This window comes from Shewanella gaetbuli, from assembly GCF_023284065.1.
GTDB classification, from domain to species: Bacteria; Pseudomonadota; Gammaproteobacteria; order Enterobacterales; family Shewanellaceae; genus Shewanella; species Shewanella gaetbuli.
Genome location: NZ_JAKIKP010000014.1, coordinates 67,206 through 92,407 on the forward strand (window position 1 = coordinate 67,206; position 25,202 = coordinate 92,407).

Annotated in this window: 21 protein-coding genes; 12 read left to right on the forward strand and 9 right to left on the reverse strand. The window is 40.9% G+C overall.

What is annotated here, in order from left to right; translation table 11 throughout:
- Positions 1 to 61: 61 nt before the first annotated feature.
- A complete protein-coding gene (phhA, locus tag L2672_RS15230) occupies positions 62 to 853 on the reverse strand; it encodes a phenylalanine 4-monooxygenase (RefSeq protein WP_248996701.1) in 792 nt (263 codons plus the stop codon).
- 300 nt (positions 854 to 1,153) lie between these two features.
- On the opposite strand from phhA, the gene galE reads away from it, so the two are divergent.
- From galE to L2672_RS15245, 3 genes are all read left to right on the forward strand, one after another.
- The gene (gene galE / locus L2672_RS15235) at positions 1,154 to 2,173 is read left to right on the forward strand and encodes a UDP-glucose 4-epimerase GalE (RefSeq protein ID WP_248996702.1); all 1,020 of its coding nucleotides are present in this window, start codon (positions 1,154 to 1,156) and stop codon (positions 2,171 to 2,173) included.
- A gap of 29 nt (positions 2,174 to 2,202) precedes the next feature.
- Positions 2,203 to 2,685 carry a ferredoxin-type protein NapF gene (gene napF / locus L2672_RS15240; protein WP_248996703.1) on the forward strand — a complete coding sequence of 161 codons (483 nt, stop codon included), beginning with the start codon at positions 2,203 to 2,205 and terminating at the stop codon, positions 2,683 to 2,685.
- 112 nt (positions 2,686 to 2,797) lie between these two features.
- A complete protein-coding gene (locus tag L2672_RS15245; protein WP_248996704.1) occupies positions 2,798 to 3,148 on the forward strand; it encodes a bactofilin family protein in 351 nt (116 codons plus the stop codon).
- Positions 3,149 to 3,184: 36 nt separating this feature from the next.
- On the opposite strand, the gene L2672_RS15250 is transcribed toward L2672_RS15245, so the two are convergent.
- The 8 genes from L2672_RS15250 to fucP all read right to left on the reverse strand — a co-directional run bounded on the left by L2672_RS15250 (position 3,185) and on the right by fucP (position 11,582).
- Complete coding sequence (locus L2672_RS15250) at positions 3,185 to 3,598, reverse strand: GFA family protein (protein WP_248996705.1); 414 nt, start codon at positions 3,596 to 3,598, stop codon at positions 3,185 to 3,187.
- A 1-nt stretch (position 3,599) separates the two neighbouring features.
- A complete protein-coding gene (locus L2672_RS15255; RefSeq protein ID WP_275975063.1) occupies positions 3,600 to 4,292 on the reverse strand; it encodes a DUF2982 domain-containing protein in 693 nt (230 codons plus the stop codon).
- Positions 4,285 to 5,088, reverse strand: a complete 804-nt coding sequence (locus L2672_RS15260) for a YdcF family protein (RefSeq protein ID WP_248996706.1) — start codon at positions 5,086 to 5,088, stop codon at positions 4,285 to 4,287. Before L2672_RS15260 ends, L2672_RS15255 begins: the two co-directional genes overlap by 8 nt.
- Positions 5,089 to 5,297: 209 nt before the next feature.
- Complete coding sequence (mak, locus tag L2672_RS15265) at positions 5,298 to 6,194, reverse strand: fructokinase (RefSeq protein ID WP_248996707.1); 897 nt, start codon at positions 6,192 to 6,194, stop codon at positions 5,298 to 5,300.
- Positions 6,195 to 6,262: 68 nt separating this feature from the next.
- A complete protein-coding gene (gene cysQ / locus L2672_RS15270) occupies positions 6,263 to 7,060 on the reverse strand; it encodes a 3'(2'),5'-bisphosphate nucleotidase CysQ (protein WP_248996708.1) in 798 nt (265 codons plus the stop codon).
- A 302-nt stretch (positions 7,061 to 7,362) separates the two neighbouring features.
- Entirely contained in the window at positions 7,363 to 7,506 is a 144-nt protein-coding gene (locus L2672_RS15275) for a hypothetical protein (protein WP_248996709.1), read from the reverse strand.
- Positions 7,507 to 7,586: 80 nt separating this feature from the next.
- The gene (locus L2672_RS15280) at positions 7,587 to 10,139 is read right to left on the reverse strand and encodes a glycoside hydrolase family 3 protein (protein WP_248996727.1); all 2,553 of its coding nucleotides are present in this window, start codon (positions 10,137 to 10,139) and stop codon (positions 7,587 to 7,589) included.
- A 120-nt stretch (positions 10,140 to 10,259) separates the two neighbouring features.
- Positions 10,260 to 11,582 (reverse strand): L-fucose:H+ symporter permease, encoded by a 1,323-nt coding sequence (gene fucP / locus L2672_RS15285; RefSeq protein WP_248996710.1) that lies wholly within the window; start codon positions 11,580 to 11,582, stop codon positions 10,260 to 10,262.
- Positions 11,583 to 11,877: 295 nt separating this feature from the next.
- Between fucP and L2672_RS15290 the strand changes: the two genes are divergently transcribed.
- The 9 genes from L2672_RS15290 (at position 11,878) to L2672_RS15330 (ending at position 25,175) form a co-directional block, all read left to right on the forward strand.
- Entirely contained in the window at positions 11,878 to 13,209 is a 1,332-nt protein-coding gene (locus L2672_RS15290; RefSeq protein WP_248996711.1) for a GH1 family beta-glucosidase, read from the forward strand.
- Between the two features lie 30 nt (positions 13,210 to 13,239).
- Positions 13,240 to 14,568, forward strand: coding sequence for a glycoside-pentoside-hexuronide (GPH):cation symporter (locus L2672_RS15295; protein ID WP_248996712.1), 1,329 nt, complete (start codon positions 13,240 to 13,242; stop codon positions 14,566 to 14,568).
- Between the two features lie 151 nt (positions 14,569 to 14,719).
- A complete protein-coding gene (locus L2672_RS15300; protein WP_248996713.1) occupies positions 14,720 to 15,712 on the forward strand; it encodes a LacI family DNA-binding transcriptional regulator in 993 nt (330 codons plus the stop codon).
- 388 nt (positions 15,713 to 16,100) lie between these two features.
- On the forward strand, positions 16,101 to 19,046 hold the full coding sequence (locus L2672_RS15305; protein WP_248996714.1) for a TonB-dependent receptor: 2,946 nt from the start codon (positions 16,101 to 16,103) through the stop codon (positions 19,044 to 19,046).
- Positions 19,047 to 19,407: 361 nt separating this feature from the next.
- Positions 19,408 to 21,015 (forward strand): tryptophan halogenase family protein, encoded by a 1,608-nt coding sequence (locus L2672_RS15310; protein WP_248996715.1) that lies wholly within the window; start codon positions 19,408 to 19,410, stop codon positions 21,013 to 21,015.
- 46 nt (positions 21,016 to 21,061) lie between these two features.
- Positions 21,062 to 21,808, forward strand: a complete 747-nt coding sequence (locus tag L2672_RS15315) for a SapC family protein (protein ID WP_248996716.1) — start codon at positions 21,062 to 21,064, stop codon at positions 21,806 to 21,808.
- Positions 21,809 to 21,840: 32 nt separating this feature from the next.
- A complete protein-coding gene (locus tag L2672_RS15320) occupies positions 21,841 to 22,884 on the forward strand; it encodes a cupin-like domain-containing protein (protein ID WP_420833204.1) in 1,044 nt (347 codons plus the stop codon).
- A 58-nt stretch (positions 22,885 to 22,942) separates the two neighbouring features.
- On the forward strand, positions 22,943 to 24,445 hold the full coding sequence (locus tag L2672_RS15325; protein WP_248996718.1) for a tryptophan halogenase family protein: 1,503 nt from the start codon (positions 22,943 to 22,945) through the stop codon (positions 24,443 to 24,445).
- A gap of 4 nt (positions 24,446 to 24,449) precedes the next feature.
- Positions 24,450 to 25,175 (forward strand): DUF6445 family protein, encoded by a 726-nt coding sequence (locus L2672_RS15330; protein WP_248996719.1) that lies wholly within the window; start codon positions 24,450 to 24,452, stop codon positions 25,173 to 25,175.
- The last annotated feature ends 27 nt before the right edge of the window (positions 25,176 to 25,202 follow it).

The following is a 25,202-nucleotide window of genomic DNA, read 5'->3' on the forward strand; positions in this document are numbered from 1 at the left end:
AGACTCCACCATTCACTGGCAGAAACTTTAATTCTATTGCTCTATTTTTTTGTTGTTAAGGTTATTTACTTTTTGCGGCGAACTTAGGCTGAAACATGCCTAAGCTTTTTGCCTTTTGAACTTGCGCCATAATATCCATTTTGGCTACTTCATTTAAAAAATCAATATGTTCAATAACATAGTAAATGGGTTGCATAATATCAATACGATATGGGGTACGAAGCACGTCCAGTAAATCGAACGGCTTCCGTTCTGGCTCTGAGCTTAAAGCATATAAGGTTTCACCCGGTGAACTTAATATACCGCCGCCATATATGTTCAAATCCCCCTTTTTACTCTGCATCAAACCAAACTCTACTGTAAACCAATACAGTCTAGCTAAAAACACTCTATCTTCTTTACTTGCCGCTAAACCTAACTGACCATAAAGGTGTGAAAAATTAGCAAAGGCAGGATTGGTTAATAATGGGCAATGGCCAAAAACCTCATGAAATATGTCTGGCTCTTGAAGATAGTCAAACTCGTCTTTAGTTCGAATAAAAGTCGCCACAGGAAACTGTTTTGTGGCTAATAATTCGAAAAACTTTCCAAAAGAAATTAACGCAGGAACAGCCGCTGTTTTCCAACCGGTCGTCTGGGTTAATACTCTATCCAAATCAGGGAGCTGAGGAATACGATCAACAGACATGTTTAACGCATCGATACCTTGCAAGTAAGCATCACAGGCTTTTCCCGGCAAATTGGAGATCTGACGTTGATAGAGTTGCTGCCACAACGCATGTTCATGCTCAGAGTAATTAATATACCCTTGGCTATCAGGTTGATGAGAAATATATTTTGTTGCTGCGTTCATAAGTTCCACTTTACGTCAACTTCATTACCTTCATATTGTGCTAACTATTACGTTTTGTTAACTCCCTAGCAGTTTATAGTTGTGCAGTACAAGTGATAATTTTGTAAACAATTAAATACGCAAAAACGGCTTACAGCAATATTATTCATAATATCAGCAACTTAATTTGGACATCTTTTGTGACAACAACATAAATATGAATGATTTGCATGATAATAAAACGATTTCTGATAGTATTTTAGACGTGGTGAATTACAATGGGTTAATTCTTATTTTTATTGTTTTGATTAGGACGAAGACATGGCAATTTTAGTCACAGGTGGCGCAGGATATATAGGGACTCACACGGTAGTAGAGTTATTAGCGATTAATGAACAAGTGATTATTATTGATAACTTATCTAATTCAAGTGTTGAAGCGCTCAAGCGAGTGGAAAACATTAGTCAAAAGCAAGTCACTTTTTATCAAGGTGATATTTTAAATAAGCCTTTATTACAGAAAATTTTCCAAGACCATGATATTGAATCGGTCATTCATTTTGCTGGACTCAAAGCGGTGGGAGAGTCAGTCGCTAAGCCGTTAAAATACTACGAAAACAACGTCACGGGTACGATAGTGTTATGTCAGGTTATGGCTGAAAATAACGTCAAAAACTTGGTATTCAGTTCATCAGCAACGGTTTATGGCGACCCAGCCAGCTTACCTATTAAAGAAGATTTCCCTACTGGTGCAACTAACCCTTACGGTCAATCTAAATTAATGGTTGAGCACATATTAGCTGACTTACATCATTCAGATAATAGCTGGAATATCGCTCGCTTACGTTACTTTAATCCTGTAGGCGCTCATGATTCTGGTTTGATAGGTGAAGATCCTAACGACATCCCTAACAACCTTATGCCATTTATTTCTCAGGTTGCGGTAGGTAAACGTGAAAAGCTGAATGTTTTTGGTGGTGATTACAACACCCATGATGGCACAGGTGTTCGTGACTATATTCATGTTGTTGATTTAGCTATTGGTCACTTAAAAGCATTAGATAAATTGAAAACCCAGCCTGGATTAGTGACTTATAACTTAGGTACAGGTGTAGGCTACAGTGTTTTGGACATGCTAAAAGCCTTCGAGTCAGCCTGTAAAAAACCATTACCTTATGATATTGTCGCCCGTCGACCAGGTGATATTGACGCTTGTTATGCTGATCCAATTTTGGCAGCAACTGAACTTGAATGGCAAGCCACTCATACCCTTGAAGATATGGTACAAAGTAGTTGGAAGTGGCAATCAAATAACCCAGATGGTTATCGAACAATTAAATAAAATGTATTAGTAGTAGCAGTGAGAATACAATGACCCAAGGTATCAACCAAAGCCGCCGTAATTTATTTAGCCGCAGAAAAACCAATGTACTAAGGCCTCCTTGGGTCAAACAAGATATTGAGTTCACAGACATTTGTACGCGGTGCGATAAGTGCATACAAGTGTGCGAAACTCATATCATCAAACGAGGTGATGGTGGCTTTCCTGAAGTTGATTTTTCAATCGATGAATGTACCTTTTGTCAAAAATGCAGCGATATCTGCCCTGAGCCCGTTTTTGACAAAGCTCAAGATACCCCTTGGCAAGTCAAAGCAAACATCAAAGACAACTGTTTAACTCATAACGGTATATGGTGCCAAAGCTGTAAAGATGCTTGTGACCCCAGAGCTATCACGTTTACCATGGCAGTTGGCCAAGTCCCAAAACCTCAAATAGACATCAATAGCTGCACAGGATGTGGAGCTTGTGTATCACCCTGCCCTAATGATGCCATCGGTATGGCGGCAAATTAATCGACTGATAACTCTGACTGTCGCTTTTAATTTACAACGTCAGAGAAATGCTTATATTGAACATCTAATACCTGATAACAACACAACAAAAAATAATAAGAGTTAACACATCATGTTTAATCCCAAAAAAGAAAATGCACAACTTAGCTTCATTGCGCAAGGTTGCGAGCTCACGGGTCAGTTTAATTTTAACGGCGACGTTATGATCAGCGGCAAGTTACTTGGTGATGTTTCCACTAAAGGTAACGTAATTGTTGAAGCTGGCGGCGAAATCAATGGTGATATTCATTGCAATGAAATCAACATAACAGGCTTAGTTAAAGGGACTGTTGAATGTCATAAATTACTCATTTCATCAACAGGGACTTTTGAAGGCGATGCCTACAGTGAAAAACTTGAAGTATTAGATGGCGGCCAATTTTTAGGCCAACGTCATAAAGAGAGCAAGCTGTCAGTCGAGTAACCTTTAAATCAACCACACAAATGGCATTAATAGAGTTTAACTGCGAGCACGATTATAACGCTGGCAGTTATCCGCCAAATGGAGCCAATCTGGTTGGTTGTCACAATAAATATGATACTTGGGTGAAACCCAATTAGGATTATCTAATGTGGCGATCGATAGGGTGATATATTGTGGGTGCTCTGTATGGCGATAACTTATACTGCAACCACATTGTTCACAAAAACCGCGCCTCACCTGAGTTGAAGAAGAGTATTCACGAGGTTTAGCGGTCATCCATTCAACTTGAGTGACCTTAAAATCCATCCAAGCCATAAAGGCCGCACCTGAAGACTGCTGACATTGGCGACAATGACAATAATCAGCATCAAATGGCTGTCCTTTAATGTGGTAACGTAGCGCACCACACAAACACCCTCCTTGTAAAGTCAGCTCGTTAGCATCATCCATGTTACTTTCCTTGGTGAGGTTCATGCTCTGACACAAGATATTCAGCTTGCCATTGACGTAGTAATGCCACAATTTCTTCAGCTGGTCTATCTATCGCGTCATGGGAAATATATAAATGGTAGCCTAAGTTTTCTGCCAAGGTTTCACTGCGCCTGCCAAACATCGCTAATACACCTCGGTAGCGTTCACCATGGCTAATAAAAGGTTCAAACTCGGCACCTAAGTATTTTTCTAAGCTTTTTAGGTCTTCATCATGGGTTGCAGCTGTCATGAGTAAAGGACGTTGCTCTGTTAACAATCCGGTTGCCAATCTTGGTGATATAGCATCTAAAACCGGATTCATTTGCTTTAATTTTAATCCTAAATAAGGTAATTCAATTAACGCCATATTTTGGGTCACTCGAGCGTTATCAATACGTACAATATTATCCCAAGACACCTTGTACTGACCTCTTCTGTGAAAGTAACATAATCCCTCAGAGGTTAATTTTAGGCTAATACTAGGTTCATTTAACTTTGCTATACCAAGTAACAAACTCACCAGTGCAAAGCCGAACATCACCAATGAAAATGCAAACAAATGGCTAAACTTAATAAACAGTAACAGGCTTAACAGTAAGCCCGCAGCCCCTAAAGTGGTTAAGGTCGCTGCGTTTCGCTTGGTTTGTGGTTCTATGGTGACGACGTTAGTCAATGTCTTGATCCTTAATCAGCGGAAGTTGGTTTACCATTTGATCTGCCGAAATCCCTTTAAAGGTAATCCATAATCGACCTACATATTCATGAATGCTTTTTTGCGACGTTAATAAATAGTCTGCATCTAAACGCCACCACAAACCTTTTTTAGCATTAAAGTCAGTGGGAGCAGCTTGAGGTGCCATCCCTAAAGATTCAAATATAAGCATCGCACGAGGCATATGAGTTGCTGAGGTCACTAATCTAAAGGGATGTTGCCCAATTTCGCGGTATAAATACATGGCTTCTTCAATGGTATCTTTGGCGTGAGGAAAAGTAATAATTTGCTGAGGGCTAACCCCAAGCTCAATAGCCGCCGCTTTCATTACGGTGGCATGATCAGTTTGCATATAACCACCACTCCACCCACTCACAACAAGTTGACAGTGTTGCCCTAACGATAATTGCCTTACCCCTTCTGTTAATCTTGCCAAAGCCGTACTGCTAAGTTGCTGTGTGGCCGTTAACCCTTGCTTGTCAGAGTGACCTGAACCTAAAACCATAACAGTACAAGGTTGTTGAATAGCGGAGTAATTAACCGGATACTGCGATTCTAAATTATTTGCTAAAAAATAGCTTACTGAAGACTGGCTTAATAAAATAAGTACCGCACAGGCGCTGGCGAAACAAATTTTAGCCAGTGCAGAAAATCGAGTCCTAAACCACGTCAACAATACTACGCTCAGTAATAACAACAAAATGGTCAGTGGTATCGGCATAAAGAGTTGAGAAACCAGTTTTTTAACCCAAAACATGTTTAGCATTCCTAATGAAACCTGAGCCGAATAAAAATAGTTCAACTAACGGCCTACAATGGCAGTATTGTACCTACAGGATGAGGATGTTACGAGGCTAATTTTGGCTGTTTGTATTTGATATGGCGCAGATAACAAAAAAGGTTATTGAATCATCAATAACCTCTTTTAGTCGCATTAAATACTGTTAGCTTAGAGCAAGTACTTGATTATTTTCCCCAAAGCCATGCGGCACCGCGTACACCTGAAGATGCACCAAATAAATTTTTAACGACTTTGGTTCCACACTCACGCCCAACCACATATTTAGGTAACACTTTAGGCAGTTCGGTATAAATTGCCTCAATGTTAGAAACCCCACCACCCAGTACAATAATGTCAGGGTCCATCATGTTGATCACATGTGCCAATGAACGGGCTAAACGGTCAATAAAACGCTCGAATGCTTGAGTGGCAGATTCATCACCTTCTGCCATCATTTGGGCAATTTGAATTCCACTGGTGGCTTCGCCACCCGCCGCGCGGAAGTCGCGCACAAAGCCGGTGCCTGAAATAAAGGTTTCGATACAATCTTTATTGCCACAAAAACAGTCTGTTGAGTTATGTTCTTCTTCAGTCATCCAAGGTAATGGGTTATGCCCCCATTCGCCGCCAATACCATTACCACCAGCATGAACTCGGCCATTAATAGCAATGCCTGCCCCACAACCTGTACCAATAATACCGCCAAATACCACACCTTTGCCGGCTGCAGCACCATCAACCGCTTCAGATACTGCAAAGCAGTTGGCATCATTGGCTACTCTAACTTCACGCTGTAATCTTTCGCCTAAATCTTTATCTAAAGGGTGACCGTTAATCCAAGTTGAATTGGAGTTTTTCACTAAACCAGTAAAAGGAGAAATCACCCCAGGAATACCAACCCCAACCGAACCGTTTTGTTGCAAAGTTGACTCAGCTTCATTGACTAAGCCAATAATCGCCTCTAACGTATCTGGATAATTACGAGGTGTAGGAATTCGTTTACGAAACAGCTCATCACCATTTTCAGCCAACGCCACTAATTCAATTTTGGTACCACCAAGATCGACGCCCATACGCATCATAACTTGTCTCTCCATTTTATTATTAATTGGATTCCATACTCGTCTGACAAACTTAGTTTTAGATATGGTTAATCGTCAAACCAAGCCGTTGAAGCAGCAATAAAATACGGATTTAAAATATTTTCTTTTTGGTTGTATCGCAACGGTGTTAACGATGGGTATTCAACAACAACGCCACCAGCAGCCTCTAAAACAGCTTGAGCCGCTGCAGTATCCCATTCACTGGTTAATCCAAGCCTTGGGTATACATCCGCCTGCCCTTCTGCAACCATACAAAACTTCAGAGAACTACCCACGCTAAGCATGGTATGTTCGCCAACTTGGGTTAAATAGCTGGCCACGTCGGGGCTAATATGAGAGCGACTGCCTACCACTACGGGGGGATTCGCTATCGCTCGATCACTAATATTCAGCTCGGTCACATTGCCATTGTTATCAAGCCACGCCCCTTGACCAACAATACCGCTGTAACACTTATTTAATACCGGTGCATGTACCACACCCGCTATGGCTTTACCTTGATGAATCAAGGCAATATTAACCGTAAACTCGCCATTGCGTTTTATAAACTCTTTAGTGCCGTCAAGTGGGTCAATTAACCAATAGGTTTGCCAATTTTTTCTAGTATTCCAATCGATATCAGCCGCTTCTTCGCTCATTATGGCGATACTTGGAAACCCCTTTTGAAGTCCCACTACAATGACATTATGGCTAGCTATATCTGCTGCAGTCACAGGGCTGTCATCTTGCTTAACGTCGATATGCAGATCCGACTGAGCATATACCGCTAAAATTGCCTCACCGGCTTGCTTCGCTAAAGCGGTTATTTGTTGTAAATCAGTTGCTGAAAAGACCAAACTAGACAAAGTAAATCCTTAACTAATAATCTAAAAGATATTGAAAAAAGAGAGTTAATACCCAAATTCAATCTAGTTAGCCATTATGCCATTGTTCATGCAACTGCTTAATAATTAATTGATTCAACATCTATCAAAACAGACTAAGAATAGTAAAAAACGTAATTGTGATATAAAAATCAACTAGGGTTATATCAGTCAGCTAGCTGTTGTTACTTGATACTAAGCTAAGGATGGCCTCTGGCAAAGTAAACAGTGCATTTATGCATTCGTATTCAACAGGCAACCATAGTGTATTCAATGCATTACTATTATTTGAGCAACTTAATATTATCCAGTTGAACCACAACATTTTGTTGATTTCCCCAGCTAGGGAAAAACACTAAAGGAGTATCAACCTGGGTTAAGTCTAATGTAGAACCCGTGTGCGCAACCAAATCAGATAAGGTAATCACGGTTCAGCACAATGTTAAGGTGTAGTAAGCTAAGCCTTGTCGAACTCAACAAGGCTTAGCTAAGGATTAAATAGATTAAATTAAGGGCATTGAACGGTATTAGTTTCAGCTGAACCTTTAATGACAACGTCACTAAAACTCACTGATACTTTAGCGTCTGTCGCTAACCAAAATGGTATAACAATTTTACCAAAGTCCATTTGTTCTGTGTCAAAACAGCTCAACGACACGCTAACATCCTGCCATTTGCCCACTGTTACTTGCTCAGTAATATCAACACTTGGTTTGCAATCACCTTCACAAGCCATTCCGACCAAAAGTGGTTTTGATAATTCGCTGTCAACTTTAATGCTGAATGACAATGCCGAGCTTGCTTGGCTATAGGCTCTTAAATCACGCGGGAAATTACTTATTAACCCAACGGTGCCGACTTGTGAGCCATTAAAATTAACCAAACGCGCATCTTCTTGCACCACTCTGTCCATTGTGCGAATGGTTAATGCCGCATTTTCAGCCACACTACTACTTAAGCCCTGCCTGTCAGACGAGGTTGCAATATACATAGACCAAGGAGACTTCACAGCACGTTCAAATAATGGCAGGTCCTGTAAAGATTCAGCATCAGCGTGGTTATCTTCTGACAAATTATGTAATGCTAATGCATCTGGTTTAGGTGATTGATACGTTAAGCCATAGCCAAATGGAATAAGCGGTTGGTAATCAGCAGTAGTCGCAACGGTGCTTTTATCTAAAGGCACATTCACAACGCTTTGTTGAGGTGTAGACGGCCACGAGAATGACAACTTACCCACAAAATCATGCTGAACTTTGCCCTGGGCGTCAGTAAATAATACGTCAGCAACACCTTGCCCTTCACTACCTGGCAACCAAGCAGCTACAAAGGCATCTGATTGATTTAATTCAGGGTTAACCCACATAGGACGACCACTAATAAATACTGATACCACAGGGATACCTTGTGATTTAAGCTTTTTCAGTAACGCTAAATCGCGTTTGTCACCCCGTTGGTATTCAAGATTATCGATGTCACCATTACCCTCTGCATAAGGTTCTTCACCAAATACAACAATAGCAACATCGGGTTTATTGGTTGCATCAAAGTCACCTGTTACGCTCAATGTCGCTTTGCCACCAGCTTGAGAAACTTGTTGCTCAATACCATCATAAATTGAAGTAGCGCCAGGGAAGTCACTATTTTGATTATCAGTACCTTGCCAAGTAATCGTCCAGCCACCAGACTGCTTACCAATATTGTCTGCTGCATCACCGGCAACTAAAATATTCATTGAAGGAGAAAGCGGTAAAATGTTTTGCTGGTTCTTCAGTAAAACTAAAGACTCTCTAACCGCTTGTCTTGCCACGTCACGGTGACTTTGTTGGCCAATAAGTTCAGTTTTACCCGATAATGGACGCTTTGCCGGGCTTGGCTTAGTAAACAAACCTGCACGGAATTTAACTCTGAGTATGCGGCTAACAGCATCGTCAATTCGTGATTGGGCAATTTCGCCACTTTTAACTTGAGCAATGGTGTTTTCATATAAAGGTTTCCAAGCTTGAGTGGGTACCATAAACACATCTAACCCGGCATTAACCGCTTGTGGGCAAGACTCATTAGTACACCCTGCCACTTGTCCGTGACCATTCCAATCACCCACTACAAAACCATCAAAAGCAAAACGCCCTTTTAATACATCAGTCAGTAGGTATTTATTGCCATGAATTTTCTCACCATGCCAACTATTAAAAGACGCCATAACCGATTGCGCACCTGCAGATAAACCACCGACATAGCCTTGAGCATGAATTTGATAAAGGTCCAGTTCAGAGGCCACATTATTACCCTGATCGATACCTTTTTCGGTACCACCATCACCTAAAAAGTGTTTAACCGTTGATAATACATGGTGGTCACTTAAAAATTCTCCATCTACTGCACCTTGTAAGCCTTCTACAATGGCAAATGAGTAATCTCTAACAATGGCAGGGTCTTCCGAATAGCCTTCATAGGTACGTCCCCAACGGTCATCACGTACCACAGCAACAGTTGGTGCAAATACCCAATCAATCCCGGTAACCATAACTTCTTTAGCGGTAATGGCGGCAACTTGCTCAATTAATTTAGGATTATTGGCTGCGCCTAAACCAATATTATGTGGGAAAAGCGTCGCACCAATGACGTTATTATGGCCGTGTACCGCATCTGTTCCCCACATAGTTGGAATAGCAATACCATCAACAGAATCATCTATAGAGGCTTGATACATATTTTCTGCAAGTTCAATCCAATCAGCCGGAGTGGCGTGTTTGTTATTATTTGGATAAGCTCCGCCGCCATTTAAATATGAACCAAAACCGTATTTACGCATATCTTCAACGGTAATGTCGCGGATTTCAGGCTGGATCATCTGCGCTACTTTTTGCTCAAGTGTCATTGATGCTAATAATTTAGCAATCTTATCTTCTAACGCTTGGTCTACGGGTAAAGCTGCCGTTTGTTGTGGCCAAAGGTTAATATCATGTGCCTGACTTTGTTTGGCAACCGATGACACCACTTGTTCGGTAACCGCTTCTGCAGCTGGGGGGTGCTGAACGTGCTCAGCTTGGCAGCCCATTAATGCAGCGGCAGAAACAACACAAACAGATAAATATTTAGTCTTAAACGGTAAACCACCACGACTAAACAGCGTCTCTACTATGCGAGTTTTTTTATTATTAAATTGCATGTTCATTCCTTAATTAGAGCCTTGTGGTCGTTTAGCGTCACAGCCAACTAAACCGTAAAAACAAATAAATCCATAACATAGTAGCGGTAAAATAAATGCTAATTGAATGCCTAAAGAATCCGCCAACATTCCTTGCAATAGCGGTACAACTGCTCCGCCAACAATAGCTAAACACAAGATGCCAGAGCCTTGACTGGTATGTTGATTCAAATCTTTAAGTGCCAAACTGAAAATGGTTGGGAACATAATTGAGTTACATAACCCCACCAGTAATAGTGCCCACATTGCGACAGTACCAGCCGAAAACATCGCTAAACCAATCAATACACAAGCACAAATAGCATTAAAAGCTAACACTTTACCGGCTTTAATTTTTTGCATGACCAACGCACCAATAAATCTACCTACCATGGCCCCGCCAAAATAGTAAGCGATGTAATTAGCGGCTTGAGATTCCGTTAATCCACCTATGTCATCTTGTGTTAAAAAGTTAATTAAAAAGCTGCCGATTCCGACTTCAGCACCTACATAAACAAAAATCCCCACAGCTCCCATGACTAAATGCGGATACTTCCATGCACTACCTGCACTTTTGCTAGATTGTGCAACCTGCTCTTCAACCGTTTTTTTACCGAGTTGTGGTAGCTTTAAAAACAAAAAGGTCATCGCTAATAAAAACAAAGCCCCAGCCAGAATTAAGTACGGCACTTGTACAGTAGATGCCTGCTCAGCAGCGCTGAGTGTGCCAATCACTTGGTCTAACTCTGTCACTGAGTCAGGATGTTCAATAGTGGACAGAATTAACCAACTACCAAAAAATGGTGCTACGGTTGTGCCTAATGAATTAAAGGCTTGGGTCATGGTTAACCGAGAAGAAGCCGTTTCAGCTGGTCCTAATGCACTCACGTAAGGATTAGCAGAAACCTGTAAGATAGTAATCCCCGCAGCAAGAACAAAAAAAGCGAATAAAAACATATTATAAGAAGCAAAACTAGCCGAAGGATAAAATAATAAACACCCCACGCAGGCAATCACTAAACCAGTAATAATCCCTTTTTGATAACCAATTTTGCCCACCAAGTTACCGGCAGGAATAGAGACAATAAAATAAGCCCCAAAAAAACAAAATTGAACCAACATGGCTTGGGTGTAATTTAACTCAAATAAATTTTTTAAATACGGAATAAGAATGTCATTTAAGCAAGTTAAAAAGCCCCACATAAAAAATAATGAGGTTAATGCAATTAACGCAAAGCGATAGTCGCCACTTTGCCCTGCTTGAACTGTTGAAGCATTACCTTCAATAAATTCGCTTGATGTTGGCCCAGCCATAGTCTCACCTATTTGTTGTTATTTTGTTTTGAATAGCGCTAATAACACGTCAGCGAAATAAAACTTTGTTGACGTTTAGTTAATTTATCACTAATCTCAATGTAAGCGCTTTCATTTTTAACATAACAGCAACCATTGTCAACGACTTTTGATTGAATTTATGTAAATGCATCGACTGAAGACTCAGATAAAAAAATAATCCTTATAACCGTAATACACCGCGCCATAAAGCATCAGTAATGTGAGTTATACGGTTTGATTGAATTACTACAAATTAGACAAAGTGAAGAAGAATATGAAGATATCGTTACCGGCACAATCGCCAATGTTGTCCAAAGATTTCATTTATGGTGTGGCCACCGCCTCATTTCAAATTGAAGGCAGTGCCGATACACGTTTACCCAGTATTTGGGATACATTTTGTGCAACCCCAGGGAAAATCAGAGATAACTCAGACGGCAAACAAGCTTGTGAACATGTCAAACTTTGGCAGCAAGATGTTGATTTAATTGAGTCACTTGGAGTCGATGCATACCGACTATCTATCTCTTGGCCAAGAGTCATGCACAAAGATGGTAGCCTTAATCAACAAGGCGTCAATTTTTACATTCAACTTCTAGATGCGCTAATAGCCAAGGGAATTAAGCCTTTTGTAACCTTATATCATTGGGACTTACCGCAACATATTGAAGACGACGGTGGCTGGCTGAATCGTGAAACAGCTTACCTTTTTGAAGATTATGCTAAAAAGATAGTTCAAGCCCTTGGCGACAGAGTCTATTCATACGCCACCTTTAATGAACCATTTTGCAGTGCCTTTTTAGGATACGAAGTGGGTATTCATGCCCCAGGCAAAGCCAAGGTAAGCTACGGACGCCAAGCTGCTCACCATATTTTGCTCGCTCACGGATTAGCAATGCAAGCTTTGCAACAATATAGTCCTAATAGTTTAAACGGCATTGTGCTGAACTTTACCCCTTGCTACGCCAACGCAAATAATGCAGAAGACAGAAATGCTGCTGAACTTGCAGACCAATATCATAACCAGTGGTATATCAAACCCTTATTTGACAAATGTTATCCAGATATTATCGATAAACTGGCAGACGATGAAAAGCCACAAGTAGAAGCTGGTGACTTTGATATTATCGCCCAACCAATAGATTTTTTAGGCATTAACTTCTACACCCGAGCGGTCTATACCACATCTGAAAATGAGTTTTTTCAACAAGTAGATATGGTCGATGCGCCCAAAACAGATATCGGTTGGGAAATTTATCCTCAAGCATTTACTGATTTACTGACCTCATTAAATGAAAAATACTCCTTGCCGCCGATATTTATTACTGAAAATGGCGCGGCAATGGCCGATAAGCTTGAAAACAACCAAGTGTCTGATATTGATAGAATTGAATATTACCACTCCCATTTAAATGCGGTGAATAATGCCATATCATCTGGCGTTACTGTCGCAGGTTATTTTGCTTGGAGTTTAATGGACAACTTTGAGTGGGCAGAAGGTTATTTAAAGCGATTTGGTATCGTTTATGTTGATTACCAAACCCAGCAACGCACGGTAAAAGCCAGTGGTTTAGCTTATCGTGACCTAATTAACGCACGATCTTGAGCCAGTTTAGAAAAATAATAAGAGGCTAAAATGATTAGCATAAAAGAAAAAATCGCTTACGGGCTTGGTGACACAGCAAGTAACATTGTTTTTCAAACAGTGATGTTATTTCTGACATTTTTTTATACCGATATTTTCGGTATTTCCCCCGCTTTTGTTGGGACGATGTTTTTAGCCGTGAGGTTAATTGACGCAATCACCGACCCATTAATGGGCGCTTTAGCTGACAGAACAAATACTAAGTGGGGTAAGTTTCGCCCCTATTTATTATGGTTTGCCCTACCCTTTGGTTTCATTAGTGTGCTGGCGTTTACCACTCCAGATTTAACTGAAGAAGGTAAAATGATTTATGCCTTCGTCACCTATACGGCACTTATGATGGTATATACCGCGATTAATATTCCATATTGTGCCTTAGGTGGGGTATTGACAGCCGACCCTAAAGAACGTGTTTCGGTGCAATCTTATCGTTTTGTGTTTGCTATGTTAGGCGGCTTAATGGTCTCAGGACTTACTTTGCCTTTGGTGGAGTTTTTAGGTAAAGGTGACCAAGCAAAAGGTTATCAATTAACTATCGCTGCCATGAGCATTTTGGGTGTTGCGATGTTTTTAGTCTGTTTTTGGGGGACTAAAGAGCGCTTACACCCGCCGAAAGATCAACAGTCTAGCTTCAAACAAGATGTAAAGTTTTTAGTGAAAAATGACCAATGGCGAATATTATCTATTGCCGCTATTTGTTTACTCTCTGGCATGGTATTAAAAACCAGTTTAGCAATCTATTATGTAAAATACTTTTTGAACATGCCTGATTCTATTACCCTTTTTATCACCTTAGGTATGATTGGTAATATTTTTGGTTGTGTACTAGCTGAACCATTAGCCAAAAAAGTGTGTAAAGTTAAAGCCTACATTACCTTGCAACTTATTGCTGCCGCACTTTGTATTGCCAGCTATTTTGTGAGTGCCGACCAAACCGTTTTAGCCTTTGCAATGTTTATCCTATGGGGATTTACTTTCAATATGGCTACACCGTTATTATGGGCAAAAATGGCTGATGCGGTAGATTACGGCCAATACAAAACTGGCATAAGAATTACCGGAATGATTTATTCATCAATTATTTTCTTTATTAAATTAGGCGTGGCCATAGGCGGTGCAGCGGCAGGTTGGTTACTATCAGGGTATGGATATGAAGCTGATATCGCTCAAACCCCTGACACATTAAACGGCATTTTATTATCCTTTACGGTTTATCCTGCAATTGGGTCAATATTAGTGGCTATTGTCATGCGTTGGTATATTTTAGATACCGCTAAAGTGGACCAAATTCATGCGCACTTAAATCAACAACCCGGATAATGATTAATTGTCTTCCGCCAATGCAGGTGTATAGTCACATTAGGTAAATAACTAACTATTATGGGTGTTCTGTACGGTATGCAAGGTATTAATCCTGATAGAAATCCATGCTAATCTTTAGCCTGACTGAATAATTAACGACAAGAGATTTATGGCAACAATTTATGATGTTTCTGTTTTAGCTGGCGTTTCACTTGCGACCGTGTCTCGCGTGATGAACAACAACACTAAAGTCAGTGATAAAACTCGACAGAAAGTATTAGATGCGATGGCTTCTTTAGGCTATCGCCCCAATACTATTGCCCAATCCCTTGCGTCAAATTGTTCAAACAGTGTTGGAGTATTGGTATCTCAGCTTGATGGTCCATTCTATGGCCCAATGATGACTGAAATTGAAACCACACTTAGAACCGCTAATAAGCACGTTATTATCGCCGCTGGCCATGCACAAGAATCACAAGAAAAAGACAGTGTTGAGTTTCTTATCAGCCGTGGATGTGATGCATTAATTTTAGATGTAGAAGCAGTCTCAGATGAGTATCTAATTGAATTATATAAAGGTAAAACACCTATTGTGTTAATCAACCGCTATATTGAGGTGATGAAAGACAACTGTGTATTCCTTGAAAACGAACGCGGCGGCTTTATGGCAACCGACTATATTTTGTCTTTGGGACATAAAGATATTGCCTACATATCTGGCCCAATGTACAAAGGCGATGCTCGTGATCGTTTACAAGGTCACCAACGCGCTCTTTCTCAACACGGGATCATGTTTGACCCAGCTCTATGGTACGAAGGTAACTTCCGTGAATTCGGTGGTGAAGAAGGTATGCGGCACTTGTTAAGCTTGAATAAAAAGTTTACCGCGGTTGTTTGTGCGAGCGATCAAATGGCTTCAGGCGCTATAGCAGCGTGCATGGAAAAAGGTCTTAAAGTGCCTGATGATATTTCGATTATTGGTTACGATAATATCCCTTTCCCGCAATATATTTACCCCAAATTAACTACTGTGAGCAACCCGATTAATGAGATGGGGAAAATGGCTGCATTATGGGTGCTTAAAAATATCTATCATGATACAAATGTCAAAGTCGATTGCTCTTTTACCCCTAAGTTGTACGTCAGAGATTCAGCAAAATAATCCACTCACTATAACTGCCTGATATTTTTAGGCGGCAGCATATTTCTAGTTTGCTCTATGTTGCACTTTACATGGAGCATTATTCACAACGCCGCACAAACAATGAAACCGCTTACAAGCTAACAAGCCTTGCTAAGCAGTTGTTTATTTTGTACTTATATATTAACACCCTCTACACAATGCGCGCCCACCACCTCAAGGTTAACAAAATGTTGCCTTTTCATGTCATTTTTATTGACTAAGTTCACATTTTGCACTAGTTTTATGTAAGCGCTTACATAATGATATAGATCAAGTAAACGTTGCAGGAGAATTATAAAGCGGTTTACAAGCATTTTGCTCGTCAACTAATTAAATAAGTAGAATCTAGTCAATGGGGATTTCCTAGATGAAAACAAAAACATTTACCAAAACTAAATTAGCGACCAGTTTGTCGCTTGTATTAGGTTTTGGGTCGATGATGCCGGCTCACGCTGCTGAAGAAGGTGATGAGAACATAGAAGTAATACAGGTCACCGGTATTCGTGGCAGTTTAATTAAATCTATGGACGTTAAACGTTCATCAAACGGTGTTGTAGATTCAATTTCTGCAGAAGATATCGGTAAGTTTCCCGATACTAACTTAGCAGAGTCATTACAACGTATTTCAGGTGTTTCCATTGACCGCGTTAATGGCGAAGGGAGTAAGATTACGGTTCGTGGTTTTGGCCCCGACTTTAACCTAGTAACCTTAAATGGCCGTCAAATGCCAGTAACTACAGGTTCACGCTCTTTTGACTTCGCTAACGTTGCAGCAGAAAGCATCACAGGTGTTGAAGTTCATAAAACAAGTAAAGCGTCTAACCCTACTGGTGGTATCGGTTCTACTGTTGATGTATTTACCCACCGTCCATTTAGCTCACCAGGCTTAAAAGCCACCGTTGGTGTTAAAGCAATGGACGATCAATCTACCCGTACAGGCGGAGTAACTCCTGAACTGTCTGGTCTTTACTCGAATACTTTTGCTGATGACAAATTTGGTATTTCTATTTCTGCCAGTTATCAAGAGCGTGAATCAGGCAACAGCCAAGCACAAGTCGGTACTGGTTGGCGTAGTTTCCCAGGAACTGTTGATAACGACTGGGGTGCAGGTACAGCCGAATGGGGTGGCGTCCCTCAAGAAAACCAAGTAAATCGCCCAGGTGAAGGCGATATTTACTCTGTGCCACAAACCACAGTTTATCGCTTTGAAGAACAACAACGTAAACGTACCAATGGCCAATTAGTACTTCAATACAGCCCTGTTGACTCAGTCACTGCGACATTAGACTACACCTACATGCGCAACGATATTGACACTCAATTTAACGATATTTCGGCTTGGTATACCTTTGCACCATCTGAAAACGTTTGGACAGACGGACCCATTTCTTCACCATTAATTTACTCAGAAAACTATGCTACCCCACAAGATTTATCTATGGCTGCAGGTGATTATGGTGTACGTAACGAAAGTGGCTCTTTAGGTTTCAACCTAGAGTGGCAAGCAACTGATAGCTTAACGTTAGCATTTGATGCTCACTCATCTACCGCCGAGAACAAACCTAATAGCATCTATGGTTCTAGTAATACTTTAAGTACTGCGGGCTATGTTCGTACCAGTGCCGCAACAGACTTCAGTGGCGACTTACCTATACTTGCTGTTGGCGGTGGTAATGCCATTCAACCATCAGACATGGTAGTAACAGGTTCAGTATTTGGTAACTCACGTAACAAATCAGAAATCGAGCAGTATCAATTCGACGGTGAATACGTATTTGATGAAGCTGGTAGCATTGATTTTGGTTTAGCTTTAACCAATGTAAACAACCACTCTCAATCAGTGAATGTTCAGCGTAATGACTGGGGTGGCGTAGGCAGCCCAGGTGACTTTGAAGACTCGTGGTTCCCTGCTCAAGAAATTCATGACAAGTTTAAAGCTTCAGGCGGTGATTTCTCTGCTGCTGAGGGCAAAAACTTTGATATTTTAAACAAAATGTTCTTCTGGGACTTTGCTTCAGTGCGTGATTACGCCGCAGCTAACTACAGTTCATCTGTTATGGGTGATTGTGGTAATGGCTTCTGCCCATCAACTGACTATGCAGCAGACGTTGACCGTTTCACTGAAGAAGAGTCTAAAGCCGCTTATATCCAATATAACTATGACGGTGAAATTGGTGACATGCTTTATGACTTCCACATCGGTTTACGTTATGAGCAAACAGATGTGACTTCAACTTCAGCGGTAGCGGGATATAACGGCGCTAATTGGATTGCTGATACCGAAATCGCCCTAGTCGATTCTGGTGAGCGTGTATTTGAAACTCAAACCGGTGAATACGATTACTTTTTACCTAACATCAACTTCAATATTGAGGTTGCTGAAGATGTTAAATTACGTGCAGCATACAGTGAAACCATTGGTCGTCCGGATTACACCTCAATTCAAGGTGGTACAACCCTAGCAACCTTAGCAAACCGTTCAGGCGGTGGTGGTTCAGCCGGTAATCCTAGCTTGCTTCCACTTGAGTCACAAAACTATGACTTATCAGCTGAGTGGTATTATGCGCCATCAAGTTATGCCTCTGTAGGTTACTTCTACAAAGATACTAAAAACTTTATCTCTAATGCAGTAGTAGAAACCACCAATGGTATTGCTAACCCTGCAGACGGTGAAAAATACCGTGCGGCTGTTGCTGCGGTAGGTGCTGATGCTGCTGCTGTTCGCCAGTGGATTTTTGACAATTATCCAAATGATCCATTTGTTGATGTGGCTAACCAAATTATTAGTGGTGATCCTGCAACAGATAATCAAATGATATTTGATATCAATACCCCTTCAAACAGTGACCGTAGTTCAGTAATTGACGGTTGGGAATTTGCGGTACAGCATTTCTTTGGTGAGACAGGCTTCGGTGTTATTGCTAATTATACTATTGTAAATAGTGATGACACTTACGATAACTTCTTACTTGAAGATCAGCCTGCCCTAATTGGTTTAAGTGATACCGCTAACGCCGTGTTAGTTTATGAAAACTATGGTTTCCAAGCACGTGTTGCCTATAACTGGCGTGACGAGTTCTTAAACTCTCGTGGTCAAGGGACAGGTCCAAACCCTCAATATACTGAAGCTTATTCACAAATTGACTTATCCGTTAGTTATGACATTGCTGCAGTTGAAGGGTTAACCATTTCTTTAGAAGGGATTAACATTACTGAAGAATACACTCGTGTCCACGGGCGTGATGAACACCAAGTACTCAATCTAGTTGAAACGGGTGCTCGTTATTCATTAGGCGCACGTTACACCTTCTAATGTGATAAAAATAGGCTCAGTTAATTGACCTTTTCTGAGCTTTTTGTTCCCCTTTAGGTCGTTAGAGGTGTTTGCTAAGCACCTCATTTTTTATAAGGAACATTAATCATTAGGTGATAAGGAAGTCACCCGCTTTACTTCAATAAAACAATAATTTAATTAATACTTGAAAGTGCTTACATTTTAATGAATTCTAACTCTAGTGCTCAAATCGAATTAATTCAAATGTCAGTATTTAGTGATCAGCTATAAACAGTTACTGCTATATCAAGTAACGGTTCATAGAAAATTGACTCACTGGCTTTACCTTTCACTAAACACGTAACCCTTAAAGTGAGTTGTCGTTGTAAAGGCCATAACGATGCAAAATAAAATAACAAACATTGTCATTATTGGTGGAGGCACAGCAGGCTGGATTACAGCAGGCATACTAGCCGCCGAACACAACGCAGATAACGGCCACCTAGCCCCAAAACCTAAACTCAATATCACCTTAATTGAATCACCTGATGTAGCAACCATTGGAGTTGGCGAAGGGACATGGCCTTCAATGCGCTCAACCTTACAAAAAATTGGCATTAGTGAAACGGAATTTATGATTAAGTGTGATGCCAGTTTCAAACAAGGCTCATGTTTTAATCAATGGCAAACTTCAGCCTTAGATTCAAATTCTGGTTTACATCAATACATTCACCCATTTAGTTTACCCGCCGGTGAGCCACAATTTAATATTGCGCCCTATTGGTTACCTCATCAGCAACAAGTGAGCTTTGCTGATGCCGTTGGCCAACAAAATGCAATTTGTGGCCAACATTTAGCGCCAAAACAAATTGGCACCCCTGAGTTCAGTTTTATTAATAACTATGGTTACCATTTAAATGCAGCAAAATTTAGTCAACTATTACAAAGCCACTGCATTGAAAAGTTAGCCATAAACCACATACAAGATCATGTTACCAAGGTAAATCAAGTCGCTGATGTGAATTATCACCTTAACTCCAATGATATTTGCTCAGTAAGTACAACTAACCATGGTGATATTCAAGGTGACTTATTTATCGACTGTACCGGCACCAGTGCCCTATTAATTGGTCAAACCTTAAATGTGCCTTTTATCTGTAAAAAGCAGCAGTTATTTAATGACAGCGCCATTGCCCTGCAGTTGCCCTATGATAATGCACAGCAAGACATTGCTTCTTGTACCCACTCCACAGCACAAACCCACGGCTGGATATGGGATATAGGCTTACCAACTCGAAGCGGCATTGGTCATGTGTACTCATCAAGTCACACCTCAGAACAACAAGCCAGTGACCAATTACTGGCCTATGCCAAAAACAAGCAGCCTAATATAAACCTTAATAACCTATCGGTTAAAAAATTATCTATCGCCCCAGGACATAGACAAGTCTGTTGGCAAAATAACTGCGTTGCTATTGGCATGGCCTCGGGTTTTATTGAGCCTTTAGAAGCCTCTGCTTTGGCATTAATCGAATGGACGGCTAAAACGGTTGCACAACAATTGCCTGATAACCGACAAGTTATGGATACCATTGCCAACAGAGTAAACCAGCAATTTACCCTACACTGGCAACAAATTGTTGAGTTTTTGAAATTACATTATGTTGTTAGCAACCGAGCAGATAGCGATTATTGGCATGACCATCGAGAAACCAACACTATCCCTGATAACTTACAATACCTTTTGGAATTGTGGCGTTACCAAGTGCCAAGTCAGCAAGATATTTTATATAAAGAAGCGTTATTTCCTGCCGCCAGTTATCAATTCGTTTTATATGGAATGGGTTTTAACACGCAGCAATATAGTCATCTAAAACCGTCTAATATAAAGCAAGCGCAACAACTGTTTACTGAAAATCTGCAACGCACTCAAGCCATGCTAAAAGTACTACCTAGTAACAGAGCATTGCTAAACCAAATAGCTAAACAAGGGTTTTCGACAATATAACCCTAATAAAACACTAAAAATAACAATGACCTAAAAAGGCTTATTTATGACCCAACATGTACTGTTAAATAATATTGAACATAAAGATCTAAAAGTCATCACCACTCGTTCTGCTGCTCTAGGTGATAATTTGTGGTATTCAGTGACATTTCCGCAAGAGTTTAGAAGCGTGCAAGCTCACTACCCTATTTTCTTCCAAAAAGACCCCGCATCGGGACAGTTTTTTGCCGTAGCCATGTATGGTTTTAAACATGAAGAAAATCTATTTTTAACCGATAAGGGCTGGCAGGCTGCTTATGTGCCATTAACGGTTCGCCGCCAACCATTTCTAATTGGTCAACAAATCATTACTGAAGACGGCCAAGAAAAGCGCCAAAGAGTCATCAACATAGACTTAGATAACCCAAGAGTCAGTCAAACTGAAGGTGAAGCTTTATTTATGCCTTTTGGTGGTAACACCCCTTACTTAGATGAAATAGCGGCAATGTTAGAGGCCATTCATTTAGGCCTTGAAGACAATCAATTATTTATTGAGCAATTGCTTAAACATAATTTACTGGAATCGTTCAACTTAGATATCGAACTCAACAACGGTCAAAAGCATCAAATGGTGGGCTTTTACACCATCAATGAAGATGTATTAGCTCAGTTATCGGCAGAAACATTGGCTGAGTTACATCAAAAAGGTTACTTACAAGCGATTTATATGGCAATCGCTTCACAATCGAACGTGCGCCAATTACTTGAATTAAAGAACGCACAAGTAGCCAAAGAAGCTGCACAACAAAGTTAACCGAATAAAGGCCACGATGCATGACAAGAGAAATGCCAGCAAACACCACTCAGCATAAGGCTCTGCCATTTACAATGCAGCCTGTGGACATTATTGAAGTGGCTAACTTCGATGAAGCCAAGCCGCATATTATGCAAGCCACTATGCCAATTATTTTCAAGGGTTTGTGTGCCGAATGGCCCCTCGTTAAAGCGGGATTATGTTCACAACAAGCAGTAATGGACTATCTGTTACCGTTTAGCCAGCAACCGGTTAATGCTTGCTACCTCCCCCCAGAGCATCAAGGTCGTGTGTACTATAACGAGCAATTTAACGGCTTTAATTTTCAAGGTGGCAAAGTCGATTTATCAACCCTATTTGACACCCTAAAACAACATCAACAGGATGAGCAGCCACCAACCATTTATATGGGTTCGACTGAGATAAATCAGTTCTTTCCTGGTCTTGGCGAGCACAATAGTTTTGACTTAAGCCCTTATCAATCTTTAACCAGCATGTGGTTAGGCAGTCAATCAACCATTGCCGCGCACTACGACTTTCCGCTTAATTTAGCTTGTAATGTTGTAGGCAAGCGAACATTCAGTTTGTTTCCACCAGAGCAAATTAGCAACCTTTATGTCGGCCCTATGGAGTTTGCACCGGGCGGCCAAGACATCAGTTTAGTCGACTTTGCCAATCCAGATTTTAACAAGCACCCTAAATTCAAACAGGCAATTGAGGCTGGCTACACCGCAGAATTAGCCCCTGGTGACGTACTGTTTTTACCCAGCATGTGGTGGCACCATGTTCAAGCCCATGAACCATTAAATGTGTTAATTACCCATTGGTGGCGTGACAGCCCAGCGTATTTGGGCCGCCCCACCAATGCATTGTTGCACAGTATGTTAAGCATCAGAAGCTTACCAAAATCGCAGCGCCAAGCGTGGAAAGCGATATTTGAACACTACATATTTGACCATGATGAAGACGATGTAAGGCATATTCCCCCCCAAGCTCAAGGTATGTTGACCAAGCCATTAGATGAAATGAATGCCCGTAAATTAAGGGCTAGCATAACCGAAAAATTAAAACGTTAATGAGTCCGATAATCACAACAAAAAACACGCTCACTAAGCTGCTAATAAAGGATTAAACATGAACCATAAAATCAAAAAAGTTGTTATTGCTGGAGGCGGAACCGCAGGCTGGATGACCGCCGCAGCACTCACTAAATTAGCAGGAGACAATTTAGAGGTTGTACTCGTTGAGTCAGATGAAATTGGTACAGTAGGCGTAGGTGAAGCCACTATTCCTACGTTACATTTATATCACCGCTTATTAGGGCTAAAAGAGCAAGAGGTCATGGCGGCTACCAATGCCACCTTTAAACTAGGGATTAACTTTGAAAACTGGCATGACGTGAATAAAGATTATTTACATTCATTTGGTTTTTTAGGTAAAGATTGCTGGGCATGTGGTTTCCAACATTTTTGGGTCAAAGGCCAGCAAAAAGGTATGGCGAGTGGTATTGGCGATTACTGCACCGAGCACTTAGCCGCCCGTGAAGGTCGATTTGCCATATTACCTAACCAAGATTACAACCATGCTTATCACCTAGATGCCACTTTATACGCCAAATTTTTACGCCAATTTGCCGAACAGCGAGGCATTAAACGTCAAGAAGGCAAAATTGTCAGCGTTAATCTTCACCAACAAGCTAACGACAGCCGTTACGGCCATATACAATCACTTACTCTTGCCTCAGGTGAAACCCTTGAAGGTGATTTATTTATCGATTGCACCGGCTTTAGAGCCTTGCTTATAGAACAGTCATTAAATACCGGTTTTGAAGATTGGAGCCATTGGTTACCCTGCGACAGTGCCATTGCCGTACAAACTACGTCGGTTGAAAAACCACTCGCCTACACCCGCTCTATTGCCCGTGACTCTGGCTGGCAATGGCGTATTCCATTACAAACACGCACCGGCAATGGATTTGTATTTTGCAGTAAATACATGACCGATGAACAAGCCACCCAAACGTTAATGGACAATATAGAAGGCGAGCCATTAAACCAACCTAGAGTGATAAAATTTAGAACCGGCACCAGAAGGCAGCACTGGAACAAAAACTGCGTAGCTATCGGCTTATCAAGCGGCTTTTTAGAACCATTAGAGTCCACCAGTATTCATATGATTCAACGAAGCATTATTCGCTTACTGCAAATGTTCCCGTCGCAAGGCATTGTGCAAGCTGACGTTAACGAGTTTAACCAACAAACCAAAGTTGAAATTGAAAATATTCGCGACTTTATTATTCTGCACTACAAAGTCACCGACCGAGAAGACTCTGCGTTTTGGCGTTATTGCAAAAATATGCCCATTCCAGAATCATTAGCGCACCGGATAGAGTTATTCCAACAGTCAGGTAAAATTTATAAGCTTGCCAATGAGTTGTTTGGTGAAAGCTCTTGGATTCAGGTCATGATGGGGCAAGGCTTAATACCACAGCAATACCACCCGATTGTCGATTTGATGCCAGATGAAGAGTTACAGCAATTTTTAAATAATATTCGTGATCAAGTCACTCGCAAAGTGAAAAACCTGCCTAATCACGTTGAGTTTATTAATCATTATTGCCAATCATCTGTGGTGTAACGTCGTGACAAGTCACTCAAATGATAACAGCCCATTTGTGGTAAATACCCCGTTGAATATCAAGGTCGAACATATCGGCCTTGAACAGACGCCTGTGATAATTATTGATGACTTTGCTGAAGATTTGTCTCAGTTACGTGACTTTGCTAACCAAAGCACATTTAAACTAGTAGATGGCTCATACTACCCAGGCCTTCGCGCTCCCTTGCCTCGCCCTTATGTGATCAGTGTACTGGATGCCATATTTCAATTAATTTACGACACCTATAGCATTCCCACTACCTTGCGGCTGAAACCCAAAAACATTGTCTACTCGTTAATTACTAAAAATGAAACCGACTTAGACACGATGCAATGTTTGCCACACTTTGATACCCCTGAGCCCTACTATTTTGCTATTTTGCATTATCTGCAATCGGCTCCCCATGGAGGTACAGGGTTTTTCAGGCATATGCCCACCCAATTTGAAAGAATCACGGCAGCAACCATGCAAAGTTATTTTAATCTTGCACAACAACACATTGACCAACATGGTGCTCCAACACAAGGTTATATGACTCAAAGCAACCCACATTATCAGTTGTACCACCACATAGAATACCGCCCTAATCGGTTAGTGGTTTATCCGGGAAATTTGTTGCACTCAACCTTAGTAAATCGCCAAATAGATATCGACAATAACCCACAAACGGGTCGCCTAACCGGCAATATCTTTATCAACTTTGAATAAAAAATAACAACACAATCGCTGAAGGAA